General features: G+C 44.0%; 21 protein-coding genes, 1 tRNA gene and 1 pseudogene. 4 read left to right on the top strand and 19 right to left on the bottom strand.

The genetic code is table 11. From position 1 onward, the window contains the following. Positions 1-113: 113 nt before the first annotated feature. The 12 genes and pseudogenes from AC0WRU_RS08840 to AC0WRU_RS08785 all read right to left on the bottom strand — a co-directional run bounded on the left by AC0WRU_RS08840 (position 114) and on the right by AC0WRU_RS08785 (position 11566). The gene (locus tag AC0WRU_RS08840; protein WP_476128004.1) at positions 114-692 is read right to left on the bottom strand and encodes a TetR/AcrR family transcriptional regulator; all 579 of its coding nucleotides are present in this window, start codon (positions 690-692) and stop codon (positions 114-116) included. A gap of 103 nt (positions 693-795) precedes the next feature. Continuing rightward, positions 796-1566, bottom strand: coding sequence for an SDR family NAD(P)-dependent oxidoreductase (locus AC0WRU_RS08835; RefSeq protein ID WP_476128003.1), 771 nt, complete (start codon positions 1564-1566; stop codon positions 796-798). Between the two features lie 213 nt (positions 1567-1779). Beyond that, entirely contained in the window at positions 1780-2130 is a 351-nt protein-coding gene (locus tag AC0WRU_RS08830) for a thioredoxin family protein (RefSeq protein ID WP_476128002.1), read from the bottom strand. Positions 2131-2246: 116 nt separating this feature from the next. Continuing rightward, positions 2247-3173, bottom strand: coding sequence for a thioredoxin-disulfide reductase (trxB, locus tag AC0WRU_RS08825; protein WP_476128001.1), 927 nt, complete (start codon positions 3171-3173; stop codon positions 2247-2249). Positions 3174-3357: 184 nt separating this feature from the next. After that, the gene (locus AC0WRU_RS08820) at positions 3358-4449 is read right to left on the bottom strand and encodes a flavin monoamine oxidase family protein (protein WP_476128602.1); all 1092 of its coding nucleotides are present in this window, start codon (positions 4447-4449) and stop codon (positions 3358-3360) included. After that, positions 4446-5099 carry an ArsR/SmtB family transcription factor gene (locus AC0WRU_RS08815; RefSeq protein ID WP_476128000.1) on the bottom strand — a complete coding sequence of 218 codons (654 nt, stop codon included), beginning with the start codon at positions 5097-5099 and terminating at the stop codon, positions 4446-4448. The genes AC0WRU_RS08820 and AC0WRU_RS08815 overlap by 4 nt, the downstream gene beginning before the upstream one ends. 83 nt (positions 5100-5182) lie before the next feature. Continuing rightward, positions 5183-5503: a thioredoxin gene (trxA, locus tag AC0WRU_RS08810; protein ID WP_025683148.1), complete on the bottom strand. Its 321-nt coding sequence runs from the start codon at positions 5501-5503 to the stop codon at positions 5183-5185. A gap of 492 nt (positions 5504-5995) precedes the next feature. Then, on the bottom strand, positions 5996-6766 hold the full coding sequence (locus AC0WRU_RS08805; protein ID WP_476127999.1) for an SDR family NAD(P)-dependent oxidoreductase: 771 nt from the start codon (positions 6764-6766) through the stop codon (positions 5996-5998). Between the two features lie 319 nt (positions 6767-7085). Continuing rightward, positions 7086-7633: pseudogene (locus AC0WRU_RS08800) on the bottom strand (glycosyltransferase); the annotation flags it as partial. Between the two features lie 716 nt (positions 7634-8349). Beyond that, a complete protein-coding gene (locus tag AC0WRU_RS08795) occupies positions 8350-8691 on the bottom strand; it encodes a MarR family winged helix-turn-helix transcriptional regulator (RefSeq protein ID WP_476128601.1) in 342 nt (113 codons plus the stop codon). Positions 8692-9100: 409 nt separating this feature from the next. Next, on the bottom strand, positions 9101-11068 hold the full coding sequence (lpdA, locus tag AC0WRU_RS08790; protein WP_476127998.1) for a dihydrolipoyl dehydrogenase: 1968 nt from the start codon (positions 11066-11068) through the stop codon (positions 9101-9103). 57 nt (positions 11069-11125) lie between these two features. Continuing rightward, positions 11126-11566 carry an OsmC family protein gene (locus AC0WRU_RS08785; protein WP_025683143.1) on the bottom strand — a complete coding sequence of 147 codons (441 nt, stop codon included), beginning with the start codon at positions 11564-11566 and terminating at the stop codon, positions 11126-11128. A gap of 483 nt (positions 11567-12049) precedes the next feature. On the opposite strand from AC0WRU_RS08785, the gene AC0WRU_RS08780 reads away from it, so the two are divergent. Continuing rightward, the gene (locus tag AC0WRU_RS08780; RefSeq protein ID WP_476127997.1) at positions 12050-12256 is read left to right on the top strand and encodes a tyrosine-type recombinase/integrase; all 207 of its coding nucleotides are present in this window, start codon (positions 12050-12052) and stop codon (positions 12254-12256) included. Positions 12257-12335: 79 nt separating this feature from the next. Here AC0WRU_RS08780 and AC0WRU_RS08775 read toward each other — a convergent pair. Beyond that, positions 12336-12419: transfer RNA gene (locus AC0WRU_RS08775), tRNA-Leu, on the bottom strand. Positions 12420-12638: 219 nt separating this feature from the next. Between AC0WRU_RS08775 and AC0WRU_RS08770 the strand changes: the two genes are divergently transcribed. After that, positions 12639-13181 carry a YhjD family protein gene (locus AC0WRU_RS08770; protein ID WP_476127996.1) on the top strand — a complete coding sequence of 181 codons (543 nt, stop codon included), beginning with the start codon at positions 12639-12641 and terminating at the stop codon, positions 13179-13181. Positions 13182-13316: 135 nt separating this feature from the next. Here AC0WRU_RS08770 and AC0WRU_RS08765 read toward each other — a convergent pair whose 3' ends face one another. The 5 genes from AC0WRU_RS08765 to AC0WRU_RS08745 all read right to left on the bottom strand — a co-directional run bounded on the left by AC0WRU_RS08765 (position 13317) and on the right by AC0WRU_RS08745 (position 15860). After that, on the bottom strand, positions 13317-13646 hold the full coding sequence (locus AC0WRU_RS08765) for a carboxymuconolactone decarboxylase family protein (protein WP_025686485.1): 330 nt from the start codon (positions 13644-13646) through the stop codon (positions 13317-13319). Positions 13647-13785: 139 nt separating this feature from the next. Next, complete coding sequence (locus AC0WRU_RS08760) at positions 13786-14007, bottom strand: hypothetical protein (protein ID WP_025686484.1); 222 nt, start codon at positions 14005-14007, stop codon at positions 13786-13788. Positions 14008-14147: 140 nt separating this feature from the next. Next, positions 14148-14492, bottom strand: coding sequence for a hypothetical protein (locus AC0WRU_RS08755; protein WP_007429850.1), 345 nt, complete (start codon positions 14490-14492; stop codon positions 14148-14150). A 103-nt stretch (positions 14493-14595) separates the two neighbouring features. Then, positions 14596-15168, bottom strand: coding sequence for a xanthine phosphoribosyltransferase (locus AC0WRU_RS08750; RefSeq protein ID WP_025686483.1), 573 nt, complete (start codon positions 15166-15168; stop codon positions 14596-14598). A gap of 86 nt (positions 15169-15254) precedes the next feature. Beyond that, a complete protein-coding gene (locus AC0WRU_RS08745; protein WP_476127995.1) occupies positions 15255-15860 on the bottom strand; it encodes a DedA family protein in 606 nt (201 codons plus the stop codon). A 141-nt stretch (positions 15861-16001) separates the two neighbouring features. On the opposite strand from AC0WRU_RS08745, the gene AC0WRU_RS08740 reads away from it, so the two are divergent. Continuing rightward, entirely contained in the window at positions 16002-17108 is a 1107-nt protein-coding gene (locus AC0WRU_RS08740) for a YkvI family membrane protein (RefSeq protein WP_476127994.1), read from the top strand. Here AC0WRU_RS08740 and AC0WRU_RS08735 read toward each other — a convergent pair. Continuing rightward, complete coding sequence (locus AC0WRU_RS08735) at positions 17105-18229, bottom strand: glycosyltransferase family 4 protein (RefSeq protein WP_476127993.1); 1125 nt, start codon at positions 18227-18229, stop codon at positions 17105-17107. The two genes, AC0WRU_RS08740 and AC0WRU_RS08735, sit on opposite strands and share 4 nt — an antisense overlap. Positions 18230-18439: 210 nt before the next feature. Between AC0WRU_RS08735 and AC0WRU_RS08730 the strand changes: the two genes are divergently transcribed. Continuing rightward, on the top strand, positions 18440-19618 hold the full coding sequence (locus tag AC0WRU_RS08730) for a GGDEF domain-containing protein (RefSeq protein WP_476127992.1): 1179 nt from the start codon (positions 18440-18442) through the stop codon (positions 19616-19618). Positions 19619-19641 lie beyond the last annotated feature (23 nt).

Below are 19641 nucleotides of genomic sequence, written 5' to 3'. Positions count from 1 at the left end.
GAAATTCAACATAAATAGGAAACAAAATAAGAACCACCTGTTCATCCCGAACAAGTGGTTTCAAGCGCTGTTACACGTCATATTAGTTTGATTATCACTGTAAATATTTAGAATTAAATTGGTCGTAAAATCGTCATGTAATTCTTCACAATGGAGTCGTAGTACCCTATATCACCAGATGATCTAGACAATAACTGGGCACCTTGAACAAAAGCAATTAGTGCTTTTGCCTGTTCCAGAGAACCACCAGAAAAAGTGAACTCTCTAGATTTTTTTCCTTGACCGAGTACATTTTCAAGCCAAGCTGTGTTCGCGTCAAAGAAAAAATTCAGTTGATTGCGGATTTCCACTGGAAATGAATTTAATTCAGCTGCCATCATCGAGCATAAACAAAGTTTGGTGCTATTCTCCAATGTTTCGCGGTACAAAGCAAAAAAGAGCTCGATTTTTCGAGACCAGCCATAAGACCCATTACTAATTTGCTGCAGTTTATCCATAAAATCTTTACGATATTGGATAAGGACAGCTTGTACGAGATCTTGTTTGGAAGGAAAGTGATAATGTATGCTAGCTTTGCGAATACCTATAGCTTCTGCAATATCCGCATAACTAAAACCGTTATAGCCTCGTTCCTGGACTAATGTGAGTCCGATATCCATAATGTCTTGTGATGTATTTTTCTTCGTATTCATAAATGAAATTTACCATTCAGTAAAAATACTGTCAAGGTGTTATCCTCCTTTTACATTTGAGAGAAAAGGTCAACCACTGAAGTGATTGACCCGAAATAATATATTATCTAAGGCGGGCAGTAACCCCGCCATCCAGAGGAAGAACAACCCCAGTGATCCATGAAGCTGAATCACTTGCTAAAAACAGAATTGCTTCAGCCACATCTGCTGGAGTTCCATTACGTCCAATTGGATGGAATGCATTAAAGGTTGGTAGTACTTCAGCAACTTCTTTTTCTGTCATAAAGCTATTGTAGATTGGTGTTTCAACTACAGCAGGTGCTACTGCGTTCACTCGAATCTGATCCCCAGCGAGTTCTACCGCCAAATTTCGAGTCAAAGCATGACGTCCGGCCATTGCAGCTGAGTACGCAGCTGAAGGTGTTGATTCCACCGCTTGTATTGCCCACATCGAACCTGTATTTACGATGGCCCCTCCCCCTCTTTTCTTCATTTCAGGAATGACAGCTTGAGAAGGATAGAACGTCCCTTTCACAATGGTGTCCAGGTAGGATTGCAAATCTTCTGGTGTATGTTCAAGCACAGGCGTTGGAACAAATTTACCTGTGTTATTTACCAGAACATCAATTCCTCCAAATGCTTCAACAGCGGCATGAACCAGTTTCTTCGAGGTTTCAGGCAGACTGATATCACCGGTTACAGCCAGTACTCGCTTCCCTGATGGATCAATTTCCAATGCCGTTTGTGTTAATACATCCTCTCGACGACCGTTGATAATTACATTGGCCCCTTCTTCAAAGAATCGTTGTGCCGTTTTCTTCCCAATGCCCGTTCCTCCACCTGTTACAATCACTGTTTTGTTTTCAAATTTCATTACTGACATCTCCTTTATCCATTTATGATTCATTTCTACTCTGGCTATCTATCCGATTGATTTAATTTTACCTACTAGTTGGTAGATTGTCAAATGAGTTTATTATTTTCCTCATAGTTATCGATCACAAGTTTAATGGGACAAAAAAGGAAACCGTTTTTTTAGTCTCTCAAATCAAGATGAGCAGCGCTCATAAAGAGAGCCGCCCAAAGCTTACATGGCTTCATCTTCTTGTGAAACGATTTGATACATTTTGTCAATTTGTTCTTTCAACTGCTCAAAGCGTACAAAACGATCGGCTCTGAGATATTCTTTGCTTTCAATCATCAAAAGCAACGTAGGAACTGTAAAAACCAAAAATCTTGCCGCTACCGCTTCAACCTGATTGGCATTGATATGACCCAGTTGGATCTGCGGATAATGCTCAAGAAGATCTCTTAACTTGGGTAAGATGGAGTGACAAACACTGCACTCTGGTCTAGATATATAGAGGAAAGCCCATGTATTATTCTCCATAAACGCTTCAATACTATCAAGCGAAGTTAATTCGTGAACCTCTTTCATATCCTCCACTCCCTAGATAATCGATTTTTCAATCCTCATTATTTTACCCCTTTTATTTTGTACGTGATGAGCGAATCAACTGAATGAGCGTTGCCAACACACCAAGTAAATGCTCTTTAGTGTCCCTTGGACTCTAGAAATTTTTCACTATCGATGGCCGCCATAGCGCCACTGCCAGCAGCCGTGATGGCTTGGCGATAATGACTGTCCTGTACGTCACCGCAAGCGAATACGCCGGGTATATTTGTTTCAGTCGTACCTGGAGTCGTCAGAATATAGCCATTCGCATCCGTAGTAATTTGTCCCTTCAGAAAGTCGGTGTTCGGATGGTGCCCAATGGCTACAAACACCCCATTGGCCTGAATGACTTCCTCATTCCCCGTTGCATTATCCCGGACTTTCAATCCGGTTACTCCATGATCGTCAGTAATGACTTCAAGCGGGGTCTTGTTGAGTGCCCATTCGATTTTTTCGTTAGCTCTTGCTCGGTCTTGCATGATCTTTGAAGCTCTCAGTTCGTCACGCCGATGAACCAAGATGACTTTGGAAGCAAAGCGTGTCAAGAAGTTCGCTTCTTCCAGCGCGGTGTCACCTCCACCAACTACAATCAATTCTTTATTCCGGAAAAAGAACCCGTCACATGTCGCACACGTGCTGACACCACGACCGATATTCTCTTGTTCGTTAGGAATTCCCAGGTACTTGGCACTCGCTCCAGTAGAAATAACGAGCGTTTCGGTTACGATCTCACCCTTCCCTTCCACATGCAATGTAAAGGGTCGTTCAGACAGATCCACTTGATTTACCCAACCGGTATAAAATTCAGCTCCAAACCGTTCCGCTTGTTTTCGCATATTGTCCATCAATTCAGGACCTAGAATACCTTCTGGAAATCCAGGGTAATTTTCAATTTCCGTCGTTGTGGTTAATTGCCCGCCAGGCTCAGGTCCTTCAATAACAAGAGGGTTCATATTAGCACGCGCCAAGTAGATAGCTGCAGTCAGTCCTGCGGGACCTGTTCCTATGATAACCGATTTATACATGTTCAATTCCTCCATTTATATTGTGTGATATTTCTGTATTCAATTGAATAATTGAATTATAGTGCTAAATGTCCCGTTCGTCAAGATAAAATTTCTTTCTATGACTTCATTCCATCTGTGCATAAAAAAGCACAGTCATATCGGACTATGCTTTTAGCGAGGCGATCGTATGGAATCGATCATATTATCGACTATAATGTTTCATGAGTTCAGCCACTGCTCGCTCCGCTGATCGAAGCGCACCTTCCAGGTGCCCTCCCTGCTCATAAGCAGTTTCAGTGCCGGCAAAATAGATTTTCTCTCCCCAACTATTGGCGGTTATAGAACCATAACTTGGGTAGTCGCGTAGTGGTTCCGCATCTTCTTCAACAGCCGTTGCTGCATCACTGGACCAATCCTTATATAGAAGTGCGCGCACATTTTCCGCAGACGGTCCGAAGAGTCGGGTCAACTGTTCCACGACGAGTTCGAGGATTTTTTCTTCCCCAAGATCTTGACGAGTTTTTGCTGGTATTCCAAAGAAACCAAAAAGTGCACCTGCGCCTGTATCAGGGGATGCATCATGGATTTCCTGCAAAGGGCCTGCCCAGCTCGACACGAAGCCAGAAAGTCCTTTTTCACGCCAAAATGGACGGTCATAAATTGCAACGGCTTTAGCCTGTCCCGCCATCCATGTAGGTTTGTTGATTAAGTTAGCTCTTAGAGCAGGAGAAAGTTCAGGCCGAAAAGTAACGTTTTGCGCAACGATTCGGGGTGGCAGTGTGATTATGATTGCACTCGCACGAATACGTTCGCCGTTAGCTTCCAGACTAAACATTCCATTTTCCTCCTGAAGAATCGCAGTCACTCGCGTATGAAGCTGGATCGTCTCTGGAGGTAGCGTGGCGGCAATCCGGTCGATAAGGGACTGAACTCCTCCAACAAACCGGAGCGATCTTTCCACTGCTCCTTCAGGCAGAATGTGTTGCTGTGCGGGTTCATTTGGAGATCGCTCAGAAAGCATACGTCCCGCGCTATATTGCTCAAATGTCTTTAAATCAAGTTCCTCAACCAGTTTGGTGATCGTCCGCTCATAACGCGGCCAGAACCATGTCGGTCCTAAATCGAATCTGCCGAGATCTGGCCTGTCGGCTACCTCGTTACTCAAGACTCTTCCACCGATACGATCTCTAGCCTCTAATATGATACACTTGACACCTTGTTCATTAAGCAAGGATGCGGCACGAAGCCCGCTTAGCCCTGCACCAACAATAATCACTGGGTCATTACCATTCATTTGAAATTCCACTCCTGCACCCCTTCGTCGATCCGGTAAGCAGTAAATCCCTTTTGCTGTATACGTTCCACGGCCTCCGTTGTATTCACACAATAGGGGCCTCTACAATAAGCTGCAAGCTCTACATGCTGTGGCAGCGTTTGAAGGTATGCATCGAGTTCTTCCATGGGTACCGATATTGCGCCTTCAATATGCCCCGCCTCATATTCGTCTTTAGGACGAAGATCCAACACAATAATCGTGTTTGCGACCATTCTCTTAAGTAACTCTTCTTTAGAAATCGTCTGAATACCTTTATATTGATGTAGCAGGTCTTCTTTAATACGAGGTATATCGGAAAGCCGATTCTCACAGAGCTTCCATAAGACAATTAAAAACTCGTTCACTACAGGATCTTCTAGACTATAGATTGCGTAGGTTCCCTCTTTTCTGAATTTCACCAGTCGTGAATCCAACAAGATTTGAAGATGCCGCGATACGTTGGCAACACTCATACCGGTCTGTTGAGCTAAACTATCGACAGATTTAGGGCCGTTCGTAAGCAAATCCATGATTTCAAGTCGCTTATCACTGGACAAACTTTTTCCAATGCGGGCATATTGCTGATACAGTCTTTCTTTAATGGATGGTTCTGAACGTGAGTGGTTCATAAGATCCCCCCCTTTTCCATTTCCATTGAAAATCGGCAATTGCTTATCCAAAGCATTGCCGATTTCATTCTATTCAATCCAGTTTAATTACTAGCCAGCTTTACGATTTTTTCTTTGAGTACGTGCTTTTGGTTAATTCCCACCATCGTATCAACCAGTTGGCCATCTTTAAACAAAAGCAGAGTCGGAATACTTCTGATGCCAAATTGCGAAGCCAACTCTCCCTCTTCGTCGACATTGACTTTCGCAAGTGTTGCTTGTCCCTTCAGCTCATCAGCTAATTCCTCAACAATCGGAAGCTGAACTTTGCATGGCCCGCACCAAGGTGCCCAGAAGTCAACCAAAGTTACGCCAGATTGAATTTGGTTATGAAATGTTTCTTTCGTTAATGTTGTTGCGCTCATAATAAAAATCTCCTCCAAATATATTTTATTTTTCACTAAAATCAATTATTCAATTAATTAATTGAATTATAATATAAATAATATTCTTCGTCAAGCCTATTTTAAAATTGCAACAAAATTCACGACAGCTGTATCGAAATACGGGAAATACGCGATATCACTCAAGGACCTTGCCAATGACTAAACGCCTTGAACTAAAGCGACCACGATCCTTGCTTGTTGTTGCGTGTGATCAGGAATCGAAGGACTCCTCTTCATTCCGCAAGTACATTTTCTAGCCAACTATCTTAATTACGAAAAAAAAGATTCAGTTCGTCACGTATTTCTTAAGGCAAAGAGTATAATTTTGCAGCCATCATCGAACATAAGCATAATTTGTATCTGTTATCTAATGTTTCTCGATACAAGCCAAAAAATCCATTAAGTTTCTATATAGGATCAAAAATTTTAAAATAGGGTCAACCCATTAAAGATCGGCCGAGGATGCGCAAATTATCTCAGGCGAGCTGTAACTCCACCATCTACTGGCATGACGACACCTGTAATCCATGAAGCTGAGTCACTAGCAAGGAACAGAATGGCTTCCGCTACATCCTGAGTAGTACCGTTCCGTCCAATCGGATGAAATTCATTAAACGTCGGGAGCACTTCAGCTACTTCCTTTTCACTCATAAAGGTGTTGTAGATCGGTGTTTCAACAACAGCAGGTGCTACAGTATTTACTCGAATGTGGTCACTGGCGAACTCAATTGCCAAGTTCCGAGTCAAGGCGTGCCGTCCTGCCATGGCGGCGGAATATGCAGACGAAGGTGTTGATTCTACCGCTTGAATAGCCCACATCGAGCCTGTATTAACGATGGCCCCTCCCCCTCTTTTTTTCATTGCAGGAATGACAGCTTGAGAAGGATAAAACGTTCCTTTCACAATGGTGTCCAGGTACGATTGCAAATCATCTTGCGTATGGTCCAAGAAAGGCTTCGGATTAAATTTACCCGTATTGTTTACCAGTATATCTATCCCCCCGAAAGCATCAGTAGCTACTTGCACCAATTTTTTCGATGTTTCCGGTAAACTGATGTCACCTGCCACGGCCAGCACTTTTTTACCGGATGGGTCGATCTCTAACGCCGCTTTCTTCAGGACGTCTTCGCGGCGGCCATTGATAATTACATTCGCTCCTTCTTCAAAGAAACGTTGAGCTGTTCTTTTTCCGATCCCGCTTCCTCCACCTGTGACAATAACCGTTTTGTTCTCAAATTTCATTTTAGCCTTCTCCTCGATTTTAATTTAGTTTGTAAATAATTATACCTACTAGTAGGTAATTTGTGCTCAAAAAAGCACCGCATGGAGATGAAGAATAATCAGCAACAGTTTATTTAAACCAATCATTTGATCCACCAACTTTCCGTCTTTAAACAGCAGCAAAGTTGGAATACTTCTTAGCAAACAATTGATATATTGTTCAATTGATTGATTGAATTATAATACTAATTCTCTGGTTACGTCAAGTCTATTTTAAATTTGTCAAAAGCAGGTTCTGTCTTAAGCTTGAACAGCCCTTTCTTATTCCTATCGTCAGTACTCACTCGCATACTGGCTGTGGAATATGAGCCTCGATCCCAAGAACGCGGTAATAAATCCTCTCATATTGAGCTGTAATTAGATCATTGCAAAACTGCGTCCTTCCCCTGTGCAGACACGCTTCCCGGAACTTGGCGTATAGCCGCTCATCACGGAGGAGCCGGATGGCGTGGTCCGCTATCTCATCCGTATCGCCAACTGGAGACAAATAGCCAGTTTCTCCGTTCGTGATTAGCTCAGGAATTCCTCCGACAATTGATCCGACTGTCGGGACACCGCAGGCCAAAGCTTCCAGTGCGACCAAACCGAAGCTCTCCATCTCGGATGGCAGAAGCATCAAATCCGCGATCGAAATGATATCAGCGACTTCATCTTGCTTACCGATAGTGCACCCGATATATCCAGTAGCTTTCTCGTTTCTCGAATCAGATCGTTCGAAACGGCTGTCACGGCATCACTGGAGTTAATGACCAGACGGATTAAATCTTTGTTTGCATCGTCCTTGGCGAGCACGGTAATATCCGTTCCGTGCAGTGTCGTTACGGTACGCTTCACACTGGGCCGTTACAAAGGCTCATATGACAGCAGTATTAGACTGATTTTTGAATTGCAAGCAGTATGGTGAAGTTGTTGCCAATTTTCACAAAGAATCGAGGTCAACAATTATAGAGGACATGCTAAACTCTGCAAAGGTGTAACTGGGGCTATATCAGCCTCCATGCCACTGTAAAGTGAACTGGAGTCTTTTTTTGTTTATAATGAAAATTCAAAAACGTACACTCTATTCTTATATGATACTCATATTCTGTATTTTATACATTGCTTCTTCAAAATTGGACGCAGCAATAATTCCTTCTGGTCTAGGTCTACTATCTCTATTTAACCAAATAGCTCTTATTCCGATAGATTCTCGCGCATTTCTCGGCTTAGAGTATTATGCTTGCTCACTGGTAAAAATACCATTAGGTTCTAAACTAAGATTTTTAACTGCCTCGCAAAACAAATAAATCATCACTATTAGTTACAAAGTAGTTGGTAGACCCATATTTTTCATAAATATTTTTGTGTCTTCATAGATAGGTGGATTGCACCAATGTTCAACCATTAAATTGCATACCTCGACCTGTCGGACTTGCTCGAAATATGAACATTCCTTATCATGATTCTAGCATATGTATAATAAACAAAGACGATTGGCCAGATAAAGTATGTAAGAAAGAGCACACCAAACCTGACCAATTCTTTATTTTGTTCTGCATAGTTTTTCATGGTCTCTCTTTTGAGGCATTTTCAACCATGACACTCAGTACATTTTTAAAAGTTTGAAGATCCTCCTCGGAAATACTGGTTATCGTATCGTCTTTAAACTTTTCGGCAACTGGCAGCAAATCGAGATAGATCTGTACTCCCTTATCTGACAATTCCAACTGCTTGACTCGCTTATCTGCATGGGTGCCAGAGCGATGCAAGAAACCCTCGGATTCTAATTTTTGAACCAACCTGACAACGCTGGGCTCTTTTATAGACATTTTATCTGCTAGTTCCCTCTGAGTAATGGATCCACTAGTATAGATGTAATACATCGCAATCCATTGGCTCCTGGTCATGTTATACGGCCGAAATTCCTTCTCCAATGCTTCCGCGAATATTTTTGCACTACGGTTTGCAATAAAGTCAATACAGTCATTTAAATTAAACAATGTTTACACCAACCAATCCCAACTGTTTTATCTTAAAATAATCTCCTCTTTTCTTATTTATTTTAGCAAAATATTTATGGAAGCTGAACATACTTTTCCAATGTGGTCAAATAGTTCATTTGCTTGGAATAACCACCGTTTCCACTTGCTTTGGAATGCAGTAAAATTTAGAGCTTACAGACTGTCGTATGGATTCTTAGACGATGTATCCTTCTCTCCTCCATATCTGCAGATAAGGCCACATTACCGAAAACAACTTTCTTTCCACGATTAAGGATAACAGCAGGATCAGTCTCCCGAGATACGTAGATACAGTTTATCCTTGATGCAACGCCCCAATTCCTAACCCGAACGCAGCTTCATGAATCACTTCCCCGGTAGTTGGATGGGCGAAGATCGTCTGTGTAATCTGTTGTTCGGTAAGCCCATTGGCAATCGCAAGAGTAAGGCTACTAATCAGGGAAGACGCATCGGGACCAATGATAGACCCTCCAACGATCTTTCCGGAGCGATTATCTTTGATCAGTTTGATAAAACCTTCCGGTTCATTCATGGTCAGCGCCTTTCCGTTACTAGCAAAAGATACCTTACTCACACGATGGTCCATTCCCCGCTCCTTACATTCATCTTCCAACAGACCAACGCTGGCAATCTCAGGAGAGGTGAAGATTACATTCGGCACAGCGGAATAGTGCATACCTTGGGATTCACCAAGCAAGGCATCTACAGCCGTAATACCCTGATGTGAAGCAACATGGGCAAGTTGTATAATGTTTGTGACATCGCCAATCGCATACACATTCTCTACGTTCGTACGCATTTGTTTATCAACGGCAATACCTTTACCACGTTCATTCAGTTGAATACCTGCTTTTTCGATATCCAGCCCGTCTAGGTTAGGCTCGCGCCCAATAGCAACCAACACCTTTTCACTAACAAGAAGATGCTCACCCTCGGTATTCTCGTAGGTTACAATTGCCTGACCATCATCAGCACGTTGGATTTTAGATACTTTGGAGTTGGTGTGAATATGAATCCCTGCCTGCTGAGCTAAATACTTAATTTCTTCTGAAATATCGCTGTCCAGCATCGTGAGCAGACGGTCCATAAATTCCACAACATGAACTTCAACTCCTAGGTTACGGTAAATGAAGGCGAACTCCATACCGATAACTCCGCCACCGATGATAGTTATGGTCTTTGGCAACTCTTCGCAGGAGAGTGCTTCCGTACTGTTCATTACAAATGGCAGATCAATTCCTGGGATGTTCACCTTGGAAATCTTGGAGCCTGTTGCCACAATAATATTTTTGGCCGAAATATGGTAATTATTCTTGCCCGCTACATTCACTGTATGCGCTGAAAGGAACGAAGCGTGGCCACGAACAACCTGAACATCGTTCTTTTCCATTAAATAACCAACGCCGGAGACCAATTTCTCTTTGACTTCATCTTTACGACGAATAACCTGCTTCATATCCACTTGAAGATCAGTTCCTGTTTTTATACCAAACAAAGAGGAATTCTTTACGCTATGACAGATTTCAGAAGATTTGACTAGGGACTTCGTAGGGATACAGCCCACATTTAAGCAGGTACCGCCTAATTCTTCTTTCTCAATCATCGCTACCTGAAGCCCTTTTTTCGCTGCATAAATAGCGGAAACGTAACCTCCTGGTCCTGCTCCAATGATAAGCAAGTCTGTGTTTATAGCATGAGTTTGTTGAGTAGTAACTGATGGCTGTTGCTTAGATGATTGGGCAGGAGCATCCACCTGAATCGGATTTACTTCAAACAAAACTTGTTTCGAAGTAATCTCGCTACCTTCTTCAAATAATATCTTGCTTATAGTCCCCTCTTCTGCAGCTTCAATCGATCGATTGCCTTTTCCGGTTTCGATCTCTACCAAGGTATCTCCCACCGATACCTTGTCGCCAAGCTTGACATTTACCTTGCCTGCTTTCCCTTTTTTTCCACCAGGAATCATTGACATTTTTATTAGTCGTGCCACAACAGTTGGCTGTTGTTCAGATGATGCAGCAGGAACTTCCTCGAGGATGGGCTCTACTTCAAACAAAACTTGATTCGAAGCAATCTCGCTGCCTTCTTCAAATAATATCTTGCTTATAATCCCCTCTTCTGCAGCTTCAATCGATCGATTGCCTTTTCCGGTTTCGATCTCTACCAAGGTATCTCCCACCGATACCTTGTCGCCAAGCTTGACATTTACCTTGCCTGCTTTCCCTTTTTTTCCACCGGGAATCATTGACATTTTTATTTCCATCGTTATGCTCCTTATATACTTGAAGGGGCACATAAAGAGCCCCTTCAAGCGAACGTATTAGTGTCTGACTACGCCTGCTTTTACCAACTTCACACCGTTAGCAAGACAATCCCCAACAGGACATGTCTTCTCGATAAAGTCTGCAAAAGCTTCCGCCTTTTCCTGGCTTTCGTTGGTTTTGAAATTCATGACAAAACGAATTTCTTGGAATCCACTTCTCACATCCGCAAAACCCATGAAGCCATCCGGGTCTAAGTCTCCTTCAAGTTCAACATAAAATTCTTCGTAGTTAAAATCATTAGCGTCTGCAAATGCAGCAGCTACAATGGACTGACATGCACCAAGTGCACACAATAATACCTCAACGGGATTCATACCAACATTGGTTCCACCCATATCCTCCGGTTCGTCTATAATGATTTTGAAACCTCTTGAATTCGTTTCAACTTGCAATCCATCAGGTAGTTTTTTAGCTGTTGCTTTAAAAGTAGTTAACATAAATATTACCTCCTCATTAAGTTTGTGAAAATAATAACATGATTTTTGTCGAATATCAATAGTTAGCTAAGTAAATATTATTGTGATATAGTGAAAATTATCTCAAAGTCTGAATTCTCTTTTAACTTAAACTTCCATTTTATATTTTTTCTGACCTAGGGTTTCCTTTTTTCTTCTTGGCCCCCATTTCACCACAGAGGGGAGATGGTAAATTGTGAGAAGCGATAACGAGGCTATAAATTCAGTAGAAAAGCATTCAACAGTTACATCAAAACCTGTCTTGCTTTTATTTTGGCAGTTCGTCGCTTTGATCTTAGTCGTTACCAATAAAACACGAATAAGCCATGCAAAGAATCTTCCGCATGGCTTATTCGTGTTTAACCGTACCTTGCTGTTATTTTAATAATTTGGATCATACTTGATGTCAGTCGCGGCGATCTTTTGGTGATATAAAAGGGCTGCGATATCTAGGAGGAACGAGCTGTGATCGCAGGCCACTTCCAGGAAAAGAAGGGACTACGCCGGATTCGCTTCCATGATCTCCGTCACAGTTGTGCCAGCTTGCTACTGGCAAATGGAGTGTCTCTAAAAGAAATTCAGGAATGGCTCGGCCGCAGTCATTATTCGACAACGGCCAACATCTACGCTCATCTGGAGTATCATTCCAAGATACTTCAGCCTAGGTCATGAGTAACAGTTTGAGTCTGCAACCAACATAAAAAGGTTCGCAATTGCCTGAGCAACTACGAACCATATCTCTAAGGTATGATGCGGTCGAGAGGACTCGAACCTCCACGGGGGTTAGCCCACACGGACCTGAACCGTGCGCGTCTGCCAATTCCGCCACGACCGCATATATATTGTCGTTTGTCCTCGAAAGATCGATCTTTCTTAGCGACAAGATAGATCATACCATGCTCATAAGAAGAAGTCAAACACTTTATATTTTCATTCCCTCTTGATAAATTAGGTATAACACGCTAGAATAAGAACATAAGTTCCCGAGAACGCTAGTTCTTTTCGTTCAGTCAGATATAGATTATCATCACATTTTCCTAGGCGGTGAATGGTTATGATCTCTTCAGTTACTACTCAGAATGAATTGTCTCTTGTGAAAAATTATCTGCTCCTTACCTTTATTCAAAAGGTATTTGAGCGGGACAGTCTTATTCTTGAAGAAAGCGGTATGCTGAAAACGCCTGATCTTTATGTCGAAGTGGTTAACGCAGGAGTAGATCGTACCGGAATCTTACTATCTGAGATAAAACATGAATTTAATAAATGTCATATTCGTGTTTTGGACATACAACAAAACCACTCAGGCGTTCACGCCACCTATATAAGTAAAGGAAATAAAGAGCAGTTCAGTATGGCTATGCCTGCATTCCGCAAAGAAATGTATGAACGAATGCGCGCTTATCTGGGGCTTTCTACCTCTATGCCTCATACAGCTGCCTCCTTCCTTTTATCCGAAAAGCAACGCCCCGAGTTTCCAGACAGCCGCCCAGCTTCCAAGCACCTACGGTTTGTTGAACGAAGTCTGGTTACATCCTCCTCGGCCTATAAGCGTAAATCGCTTCGCCCTGCTGCTTCTGCCGCAAGCGGAAGTGCATAATCCCCGCACAGCCCGCAAACGAAAGAAGCTTCCGCAGGCACAACCGTGCTCGGAAGCTTCTTTACATAATCAGCTATCGTCATCCATTCCTACCCGCTATGAACGAGTATGAAGCATATCCATTAATAATTCGCTTTATTGCAGCGCCTTCTGTACACGTGTAACCCCTTGGCTAAGAGCGTGTCCTCCGCCTACCGCTGCAGCTACAGCAATGGTCTCCATAATCTCCTGATCACTTGCTCCTTTGGACCGAGCCTCATCAACGTGATAAAATGTGCATACCTCATTATTGGCAAACAAACCAATACCTAGAGCGATCAGTTGCTTGCTCTTTTCATCCAGACTCCCGGCTTGAAAACACTCTCCGGTAAAACGGTGATATGCTTGGACTACCTCAGGCAACTTATTCTCTAAATGACTGATTTGATCCTTATACGCATGTATTTTTTCATTCATAACCGTCAAGACACAGCACACCCTCTCATATGGAGTATATTCTTATGTACTGTGCCCGGTTTACAGGCTGCATATGCCATCAAGGCGTACACCTATTTTTTCCAGTCACTTCAAACCCTTTTATCCAGCCAACCCGAAGCCCATTCCCCTAATCCATCTCTACCGGATTGTGACGCGGCTCGCTGAAAGGCTGATATGTATAGCTGCGATCCAGCTTGACCACACGCCGATTCTGGCGGCGAATAAGCACCTGCTCCTCGTCCCACGCCAGCACAATACCAATCACATCGTTGGACTCCAGTCCATCCCGCACGACGCGTACCTTCTCACCGGAGAGCCGATAGGCGTCTAAATCTTCATCCTTAATCATCCTTGTCCCTCCTTATACACTTTTTTCTAATATTGCGGCTATCATTTATGCACATTAAAAAGTTTAAAAAGAGACCTAAACAAAATCATTTAGGTCTCTTCCCTCTTACTACTTATATGGATTGCCAACAGAGCAACAAATTATCCCGATTGATTTACACTGTGATCATGTTCTTTTGTATCGTTCTTCTCGTACCAGAAGTCCAGCACTTGTGCAGACAACACTCGCTGATCTACGTACTCCACTTGGTGGGCAGTAAATTCTTCTTTCCAAGAGAAGGACAATTCTTCGCATAAGTTAACCAACGTCAACAACTCAGACCAGGCTACATAGCGTTTGTACCAAAAAAACTGAGGATGTTCAATCATATAGGGATACAAATCGTCAAATTCCGTATGCTTACAATCCAAGGCACGTTCAAAATGTACTTTAGCCGCTGCCAGTTTTTCCAGAAAAAACTGTTCGGTCAATTGCTCTTTCCCCATGTTGCTGCCTCCTCTCCCAAAACCTTATCTATATTATAAGCGAAATTGAAGCTCATGCAAAGGTTATTATTAGAAATAAGGATCAGCAGTTTCTGAATTGTTACTATTCGGCAAACTCGATCTTGCCGTCCGTTAACGATGAAATTCTGACAAGTGACTCTACCCGTATACCCTGCTCCCGGATCGTTCTCGCTCCGGCCTGGAAGCATTTTTCCACGGCCACGCCGAATCCGACCAGCTCCGCACCGGAGCGTTGAATGATTTTGACCATACCTCTTGCGGCATCACCATTGGCGATAATATCATCAATGAACAGAACACGGTCATGCTCATGAATAAATTGACGGGACAGCATAATGTCCGTGACAATGCCTTTCGTAAATGAAGGCACACGTTCGCATAATGCGTCCGGGTCGGCCAATAAAGTTTTTTTGCGGCGGGCAAACACCAGCGGTACACCCAGCTCCAATGCTGTTGCGAAACCTATGGCAATACCTGAGGATTCTACGGTTACCACTCTCGTAATATTCTCTTCCCGGAAACGGGCTGCGAACTCTCGTCCCATTTCCATCGTCAACTCCGGATCAACCTGGTGATTAAGTAAGCCATCCAGCTTCAACACCTGATCCGACGCAACGACGCCTTCTTTTAAAATCCGTTCCTTTAATACTTCCATTCCATGACCTCCCACGGCATTCCTATGCGGTAAAAGTACCATACATCACCTGACGTTTTCAAGCTATAGCTTGCTTTCCCATACGTTCATGTGACATTTTTTTTACGCTTATTCCAAAACCACGCGACTATTCCTCCCAAAATAATCAGAAGAATGACCGCCAGCCCTACCCGATGTGTCACCTTTTCCATCAGCTTCGCCACCTGTTCCCAGTGCATGCCCACCGCATGTCCAATTCCCAGAAACGTACCGCACCACAGCAATGCGCCCGCCGATGCATACATCATATAGCGAAAGACGCTCAAACGGGTCGTACCTGCCAGATATGAGGACACATGTCGCAAGCCAGGGACAAAGTAACCGAACAGAATGCCCCAAGTGCCGTAACGTCCGAACCAGTTCTCGGAAGAAGCAATTCTCGATGGCGTAAGCCTCACCCATTTACCGTATCGGTGCAGCAGCGGCTTGCCAAGCAAACGACCGAGCGTATAACTGAGCATCATGCCAGTCATACTTCCGGAAAATGTGACTGCCAGCGCGGCAATAAAGTTGTAGTGTCCTTGAGACACAAGCCCGCCGAAGGCGATCATCAGCACTTCGTCAGGTATCGGCATACCAGCTACTCCAAGGGCAAGCAAGCCGAACATTGCCAAATATCCGTATTCCAGTATCCATGCAAGGATTTGACCCATAAATTACGCTCCCGTCAAGCTAATCGTTAAATTCAAAATAATTATTTTCAGTCTCATCCAGTCATGTCCCATTTCAGTTGAACATAGTTTGTATTATATGCTCGCTACAGCGTTATTCAAGCAGGCAAGGAGGGACTGGGGATGAAACGTAATATTCATGTTTTGCAGATTGCTTTTACATACATCGGAACAATCGTCGGTGCCGGATTTGCTACCGGACAAGAAATATTGCAGTTTTTTACACAGTACGGACGTTGGGCTACACTCACCATCATGCTGTCCACACTCATATTTGTATGGCTGGGTACGAAAATGATGCTGATCGCTCACGATATTTCAGCTCGGTCCTACGAGGATCTGAACAAGCACCTTTTTGGAGCCAGAGCCGGCAAATGGATTAGCTGGTTCACGCTCATCATACTCATTGGTGTCAACAGTGTCATGCTGGCAGGAGCGGGTTCTGTTTTCGTTGAACGCCTCCACCTGCATTACCAGACCGGACTGCTCATTACACTGATCGGAACATATCTACTGCTGAGCAAAGGAATCAAGGCTATCCTGCATATGAACACCATTGTTGTCCCTATGATGATGATTATGTCTATTCTGCTCATTCACAGCACACTCTCCATGCCAAATCCGCAGAGCTTTATTACAAATACGTCCGATCATAGTATGCTGCGAGCCTGGATTTCTCCGCTGCTGTATACTTCCTTCAATCTGGCAATGGCCCAAGCAGTGCTTGTACCACTCGGCAGTCAAACCTTCTCCCGCAAAACGATCCGCTGGGGCGGGGTTTTGGGCGGGATCGGCGTCGGGTTTATGCTGATGTCTGCTCACTTTGCCATGTCGGCACATATGCCGGGAATTCGGCAATTTGAGATCCCGATGGGAAGCATTGCTTACCGTCTGGGGGCCTTGGTCGAAATCATTTATATTTTACTCATTTTCATGGAAATCTTCAGTACCTTCGTGGCCGACATTTACGGTGTCAGTCTGCAAATCCGCCAGCATATCCAAATTTCACCTAAGCTCATCACACTATTCATTATGCTCACATGTTTTCTAATCAGTCAGTTTGGTTTCAGCTCACTGCTGTCTGTTCTTTATCCCATTTTCGGGATGCTTAGTCTGATGTGGGTGAGCAAGCTGATCATGGCAGGACGTGGGGGACCCTTCCGTTCCTCACGTCCTCGCTCCAGCTTTCGGCATTCTGATTCAAAATCAGGTGGTACACGCCATGGTTAGGGCTGGAATTTCAAATACATTTTCTTTAGCTCATTAACAGCCCTGCTCAGGGAATAGCTCGATTTAGCCTTGTCGCAGGCAGATCGCGCCAGCTCATAACGATAGGCAGGATCTGCGATAACCTTTTCCAATGCGTCTGCAAGTGCCTCCGGACTGTCGGGTGGCACAAGCAGACCATTTACGCCATCCTCAATTTGCTCCGGTATTCCCCCCACCTCTGTACCCACCAAAGCCAAACAGCTCAAGGCGGCCTCCGCAAACACGGAACCAAAGGCCTCCGCTCGTGAAGGCAAAACAAACACATCAAAGAAAGGCATAAACTCTTCTGGATGAAGCGTGTATCCATAAAAGATCGTTTCATGGTAAATATCCAACTGCCGCGCCATCTCTTCCAGCTCGGGTCGAATGGGACCATCTCCGATAATATGCAGCACATAATGCTGATTTCTCATTTTCAACTCAGCGCAGGCCTGTAACAAAATATCCAATCCTTTAGCTGGGACGAGGCGGCAGACGGTTATAAGCTGTGTCACTTCATTTTCATGTGGTATGGGCTTAAAACGTTTCTCATCATATCCATTCGGAATGACCACAATATCTTGCGGATTTTGTACATAAGGCGTCAAGTAATGCTGGAAAGAATGAGATACTGCAATCAGGCGATCGGCCTTATGCTCCAGCTCCCGATACAAGGACACCAGAAATTGATGCTCGGGACCGTTCTCCTCTATTTTACCGTTTAGAATTAACTCCTTCTCATAAGAAGAGTGAATCGTCTGAACGAGCGGGATGTCGGGAAAAACAGTTTTCATAGCAATCCCGGCAATCGGGTGATGAGCATGAATGAGATCAAAGGGCTTCTGAATGCGAAGCCGGGTCCACCACAAATAGTCACGGTACGTCTGAATATATTTTTGGACAATCGGATATTGTTCATATTGCGTCCAGTCAAAGGTATCAAATATCACTTCATCCCTGCCCTTGTTGCGAATCCGTTTAGGGATTGAAAATAGCTCCATTTCCCAACGCGAGGACATAAATCGCTCTTGCAGATATGGAATCATAGATGAAACGCCGCCCGGTTGCTCGGGTGGGAAAAAGAGAGCCTGTAGCAATTTCATGACGTGCTTCCCCTTTCAAGCGTTGTACTGCCCGGAACACAGGTTGTATGTATAGGTTTCCGGATTTTCTGAAAAATGATATATTGAGAATAATTGTTAAGTACAAAAGAAAATTATAACATTTTAAATGGAATAAATCCTGTCTATTGTATCGGAAACGATATCCCCCGTTCAATAGACTGACTATCTATACAGATGGAGTCGGTGACGTTGACGTTGTTGTCCTTATCGGGAACCTTCGGTTTCCCATCTCTGGCCGGGGCTGTAAGTGCCGCCTGCGGTTTGTATATTATACTCATGATGGCGCTGATGTGCGTGATCATATATAGCAGACAACGAAAAAAAGCCTATATCCCTTTTTCGGTTGCCACTATTTTTATTATGACATATGAAGCCATGAATCTCTATTCGGCAGGTGGCGGCACAATGCCGCTGCAAGGAATCGTGTGGCAAAATACGCTGGAGGCTGCTGCCTTCGTGCTTACCAATGCCGCCGTATTTCAGCTCTACCGGAAGCTAAAACGTGCGGGAGCATGGTCTTTGCTGTTGCTGGGAGCGCTACTGATATTGCCAGTTAGTGCATGGGCTGCCGGATTGCTGCCCAGTTGGATCAGCGCAGCAAATCTCGTCGGGTTCACCCTGCTTTATCGACTCATTGTGCTTACTTTAAGCCTTGTGTTCATCATCCCACGAATCGGTCAGCCCAAAAAGTTTGCACTGGGCTTACTGTTCTATTTGCTTTGGCTTGGCTGTCTGTGGTTGCGAGCCGACATTCCGGCTGAAAAAGGTGCAACAAGCACAATCCTATGGATGTCATTTTTGCCATTGCTGTATTACACTACGTTGTTTCTAATCCTGTTCGAACGGATTGTGGAGCTACTTCAACGGATTTACCGTTCCTCCATTACTGATGGTTTGACCGGCCTGTATAACCGTAAATACTTTTCGGGGCGATTGCGGCGATATATGGAGCAGGGAATCCGCGTGTCGGTCATTTTTTGCGATATTGATAATTTCAAAAAGCTGAATGATACGCAGGGCCATGCCCGCGCGGATGATGTACTTAAACAGGTTGCACAGATTATGGAAGAAGAACTGGATGAAATCGGACTAACCGGAAGATACGGCGGTGAGGAGTTGGTCGCGATGGTGGTTGATCGGCGGGCCAAGGTCGGACAGGTCGCGGAACGAATCCGTGAACGGGTCGCCGTTGAAAGCATCGTGACCATCAGCGTCGGGCACAGCACGTTAAAGAAGGAAATGAACCCGGATGAACTGGTTAAACAGGCCGATCAGGCTATGTACATATCCAAAACAACGGGCAAAAACAAGGTCACAGCTTATAAGGCAGCAGAAGTGAAAAAAAGCCGGGCGGCACGCGCACAATAAACATGCAGTCTCCCATATGTTAG

The sequence above is a fragment of the Paenibacillus sp. 1-8 genome, assembly GCF_056316205.1.
Note: the sequence above shows the minus strand (reverse complement) of the source record. Positions and strands in the feature narration are given on the sequence as shown.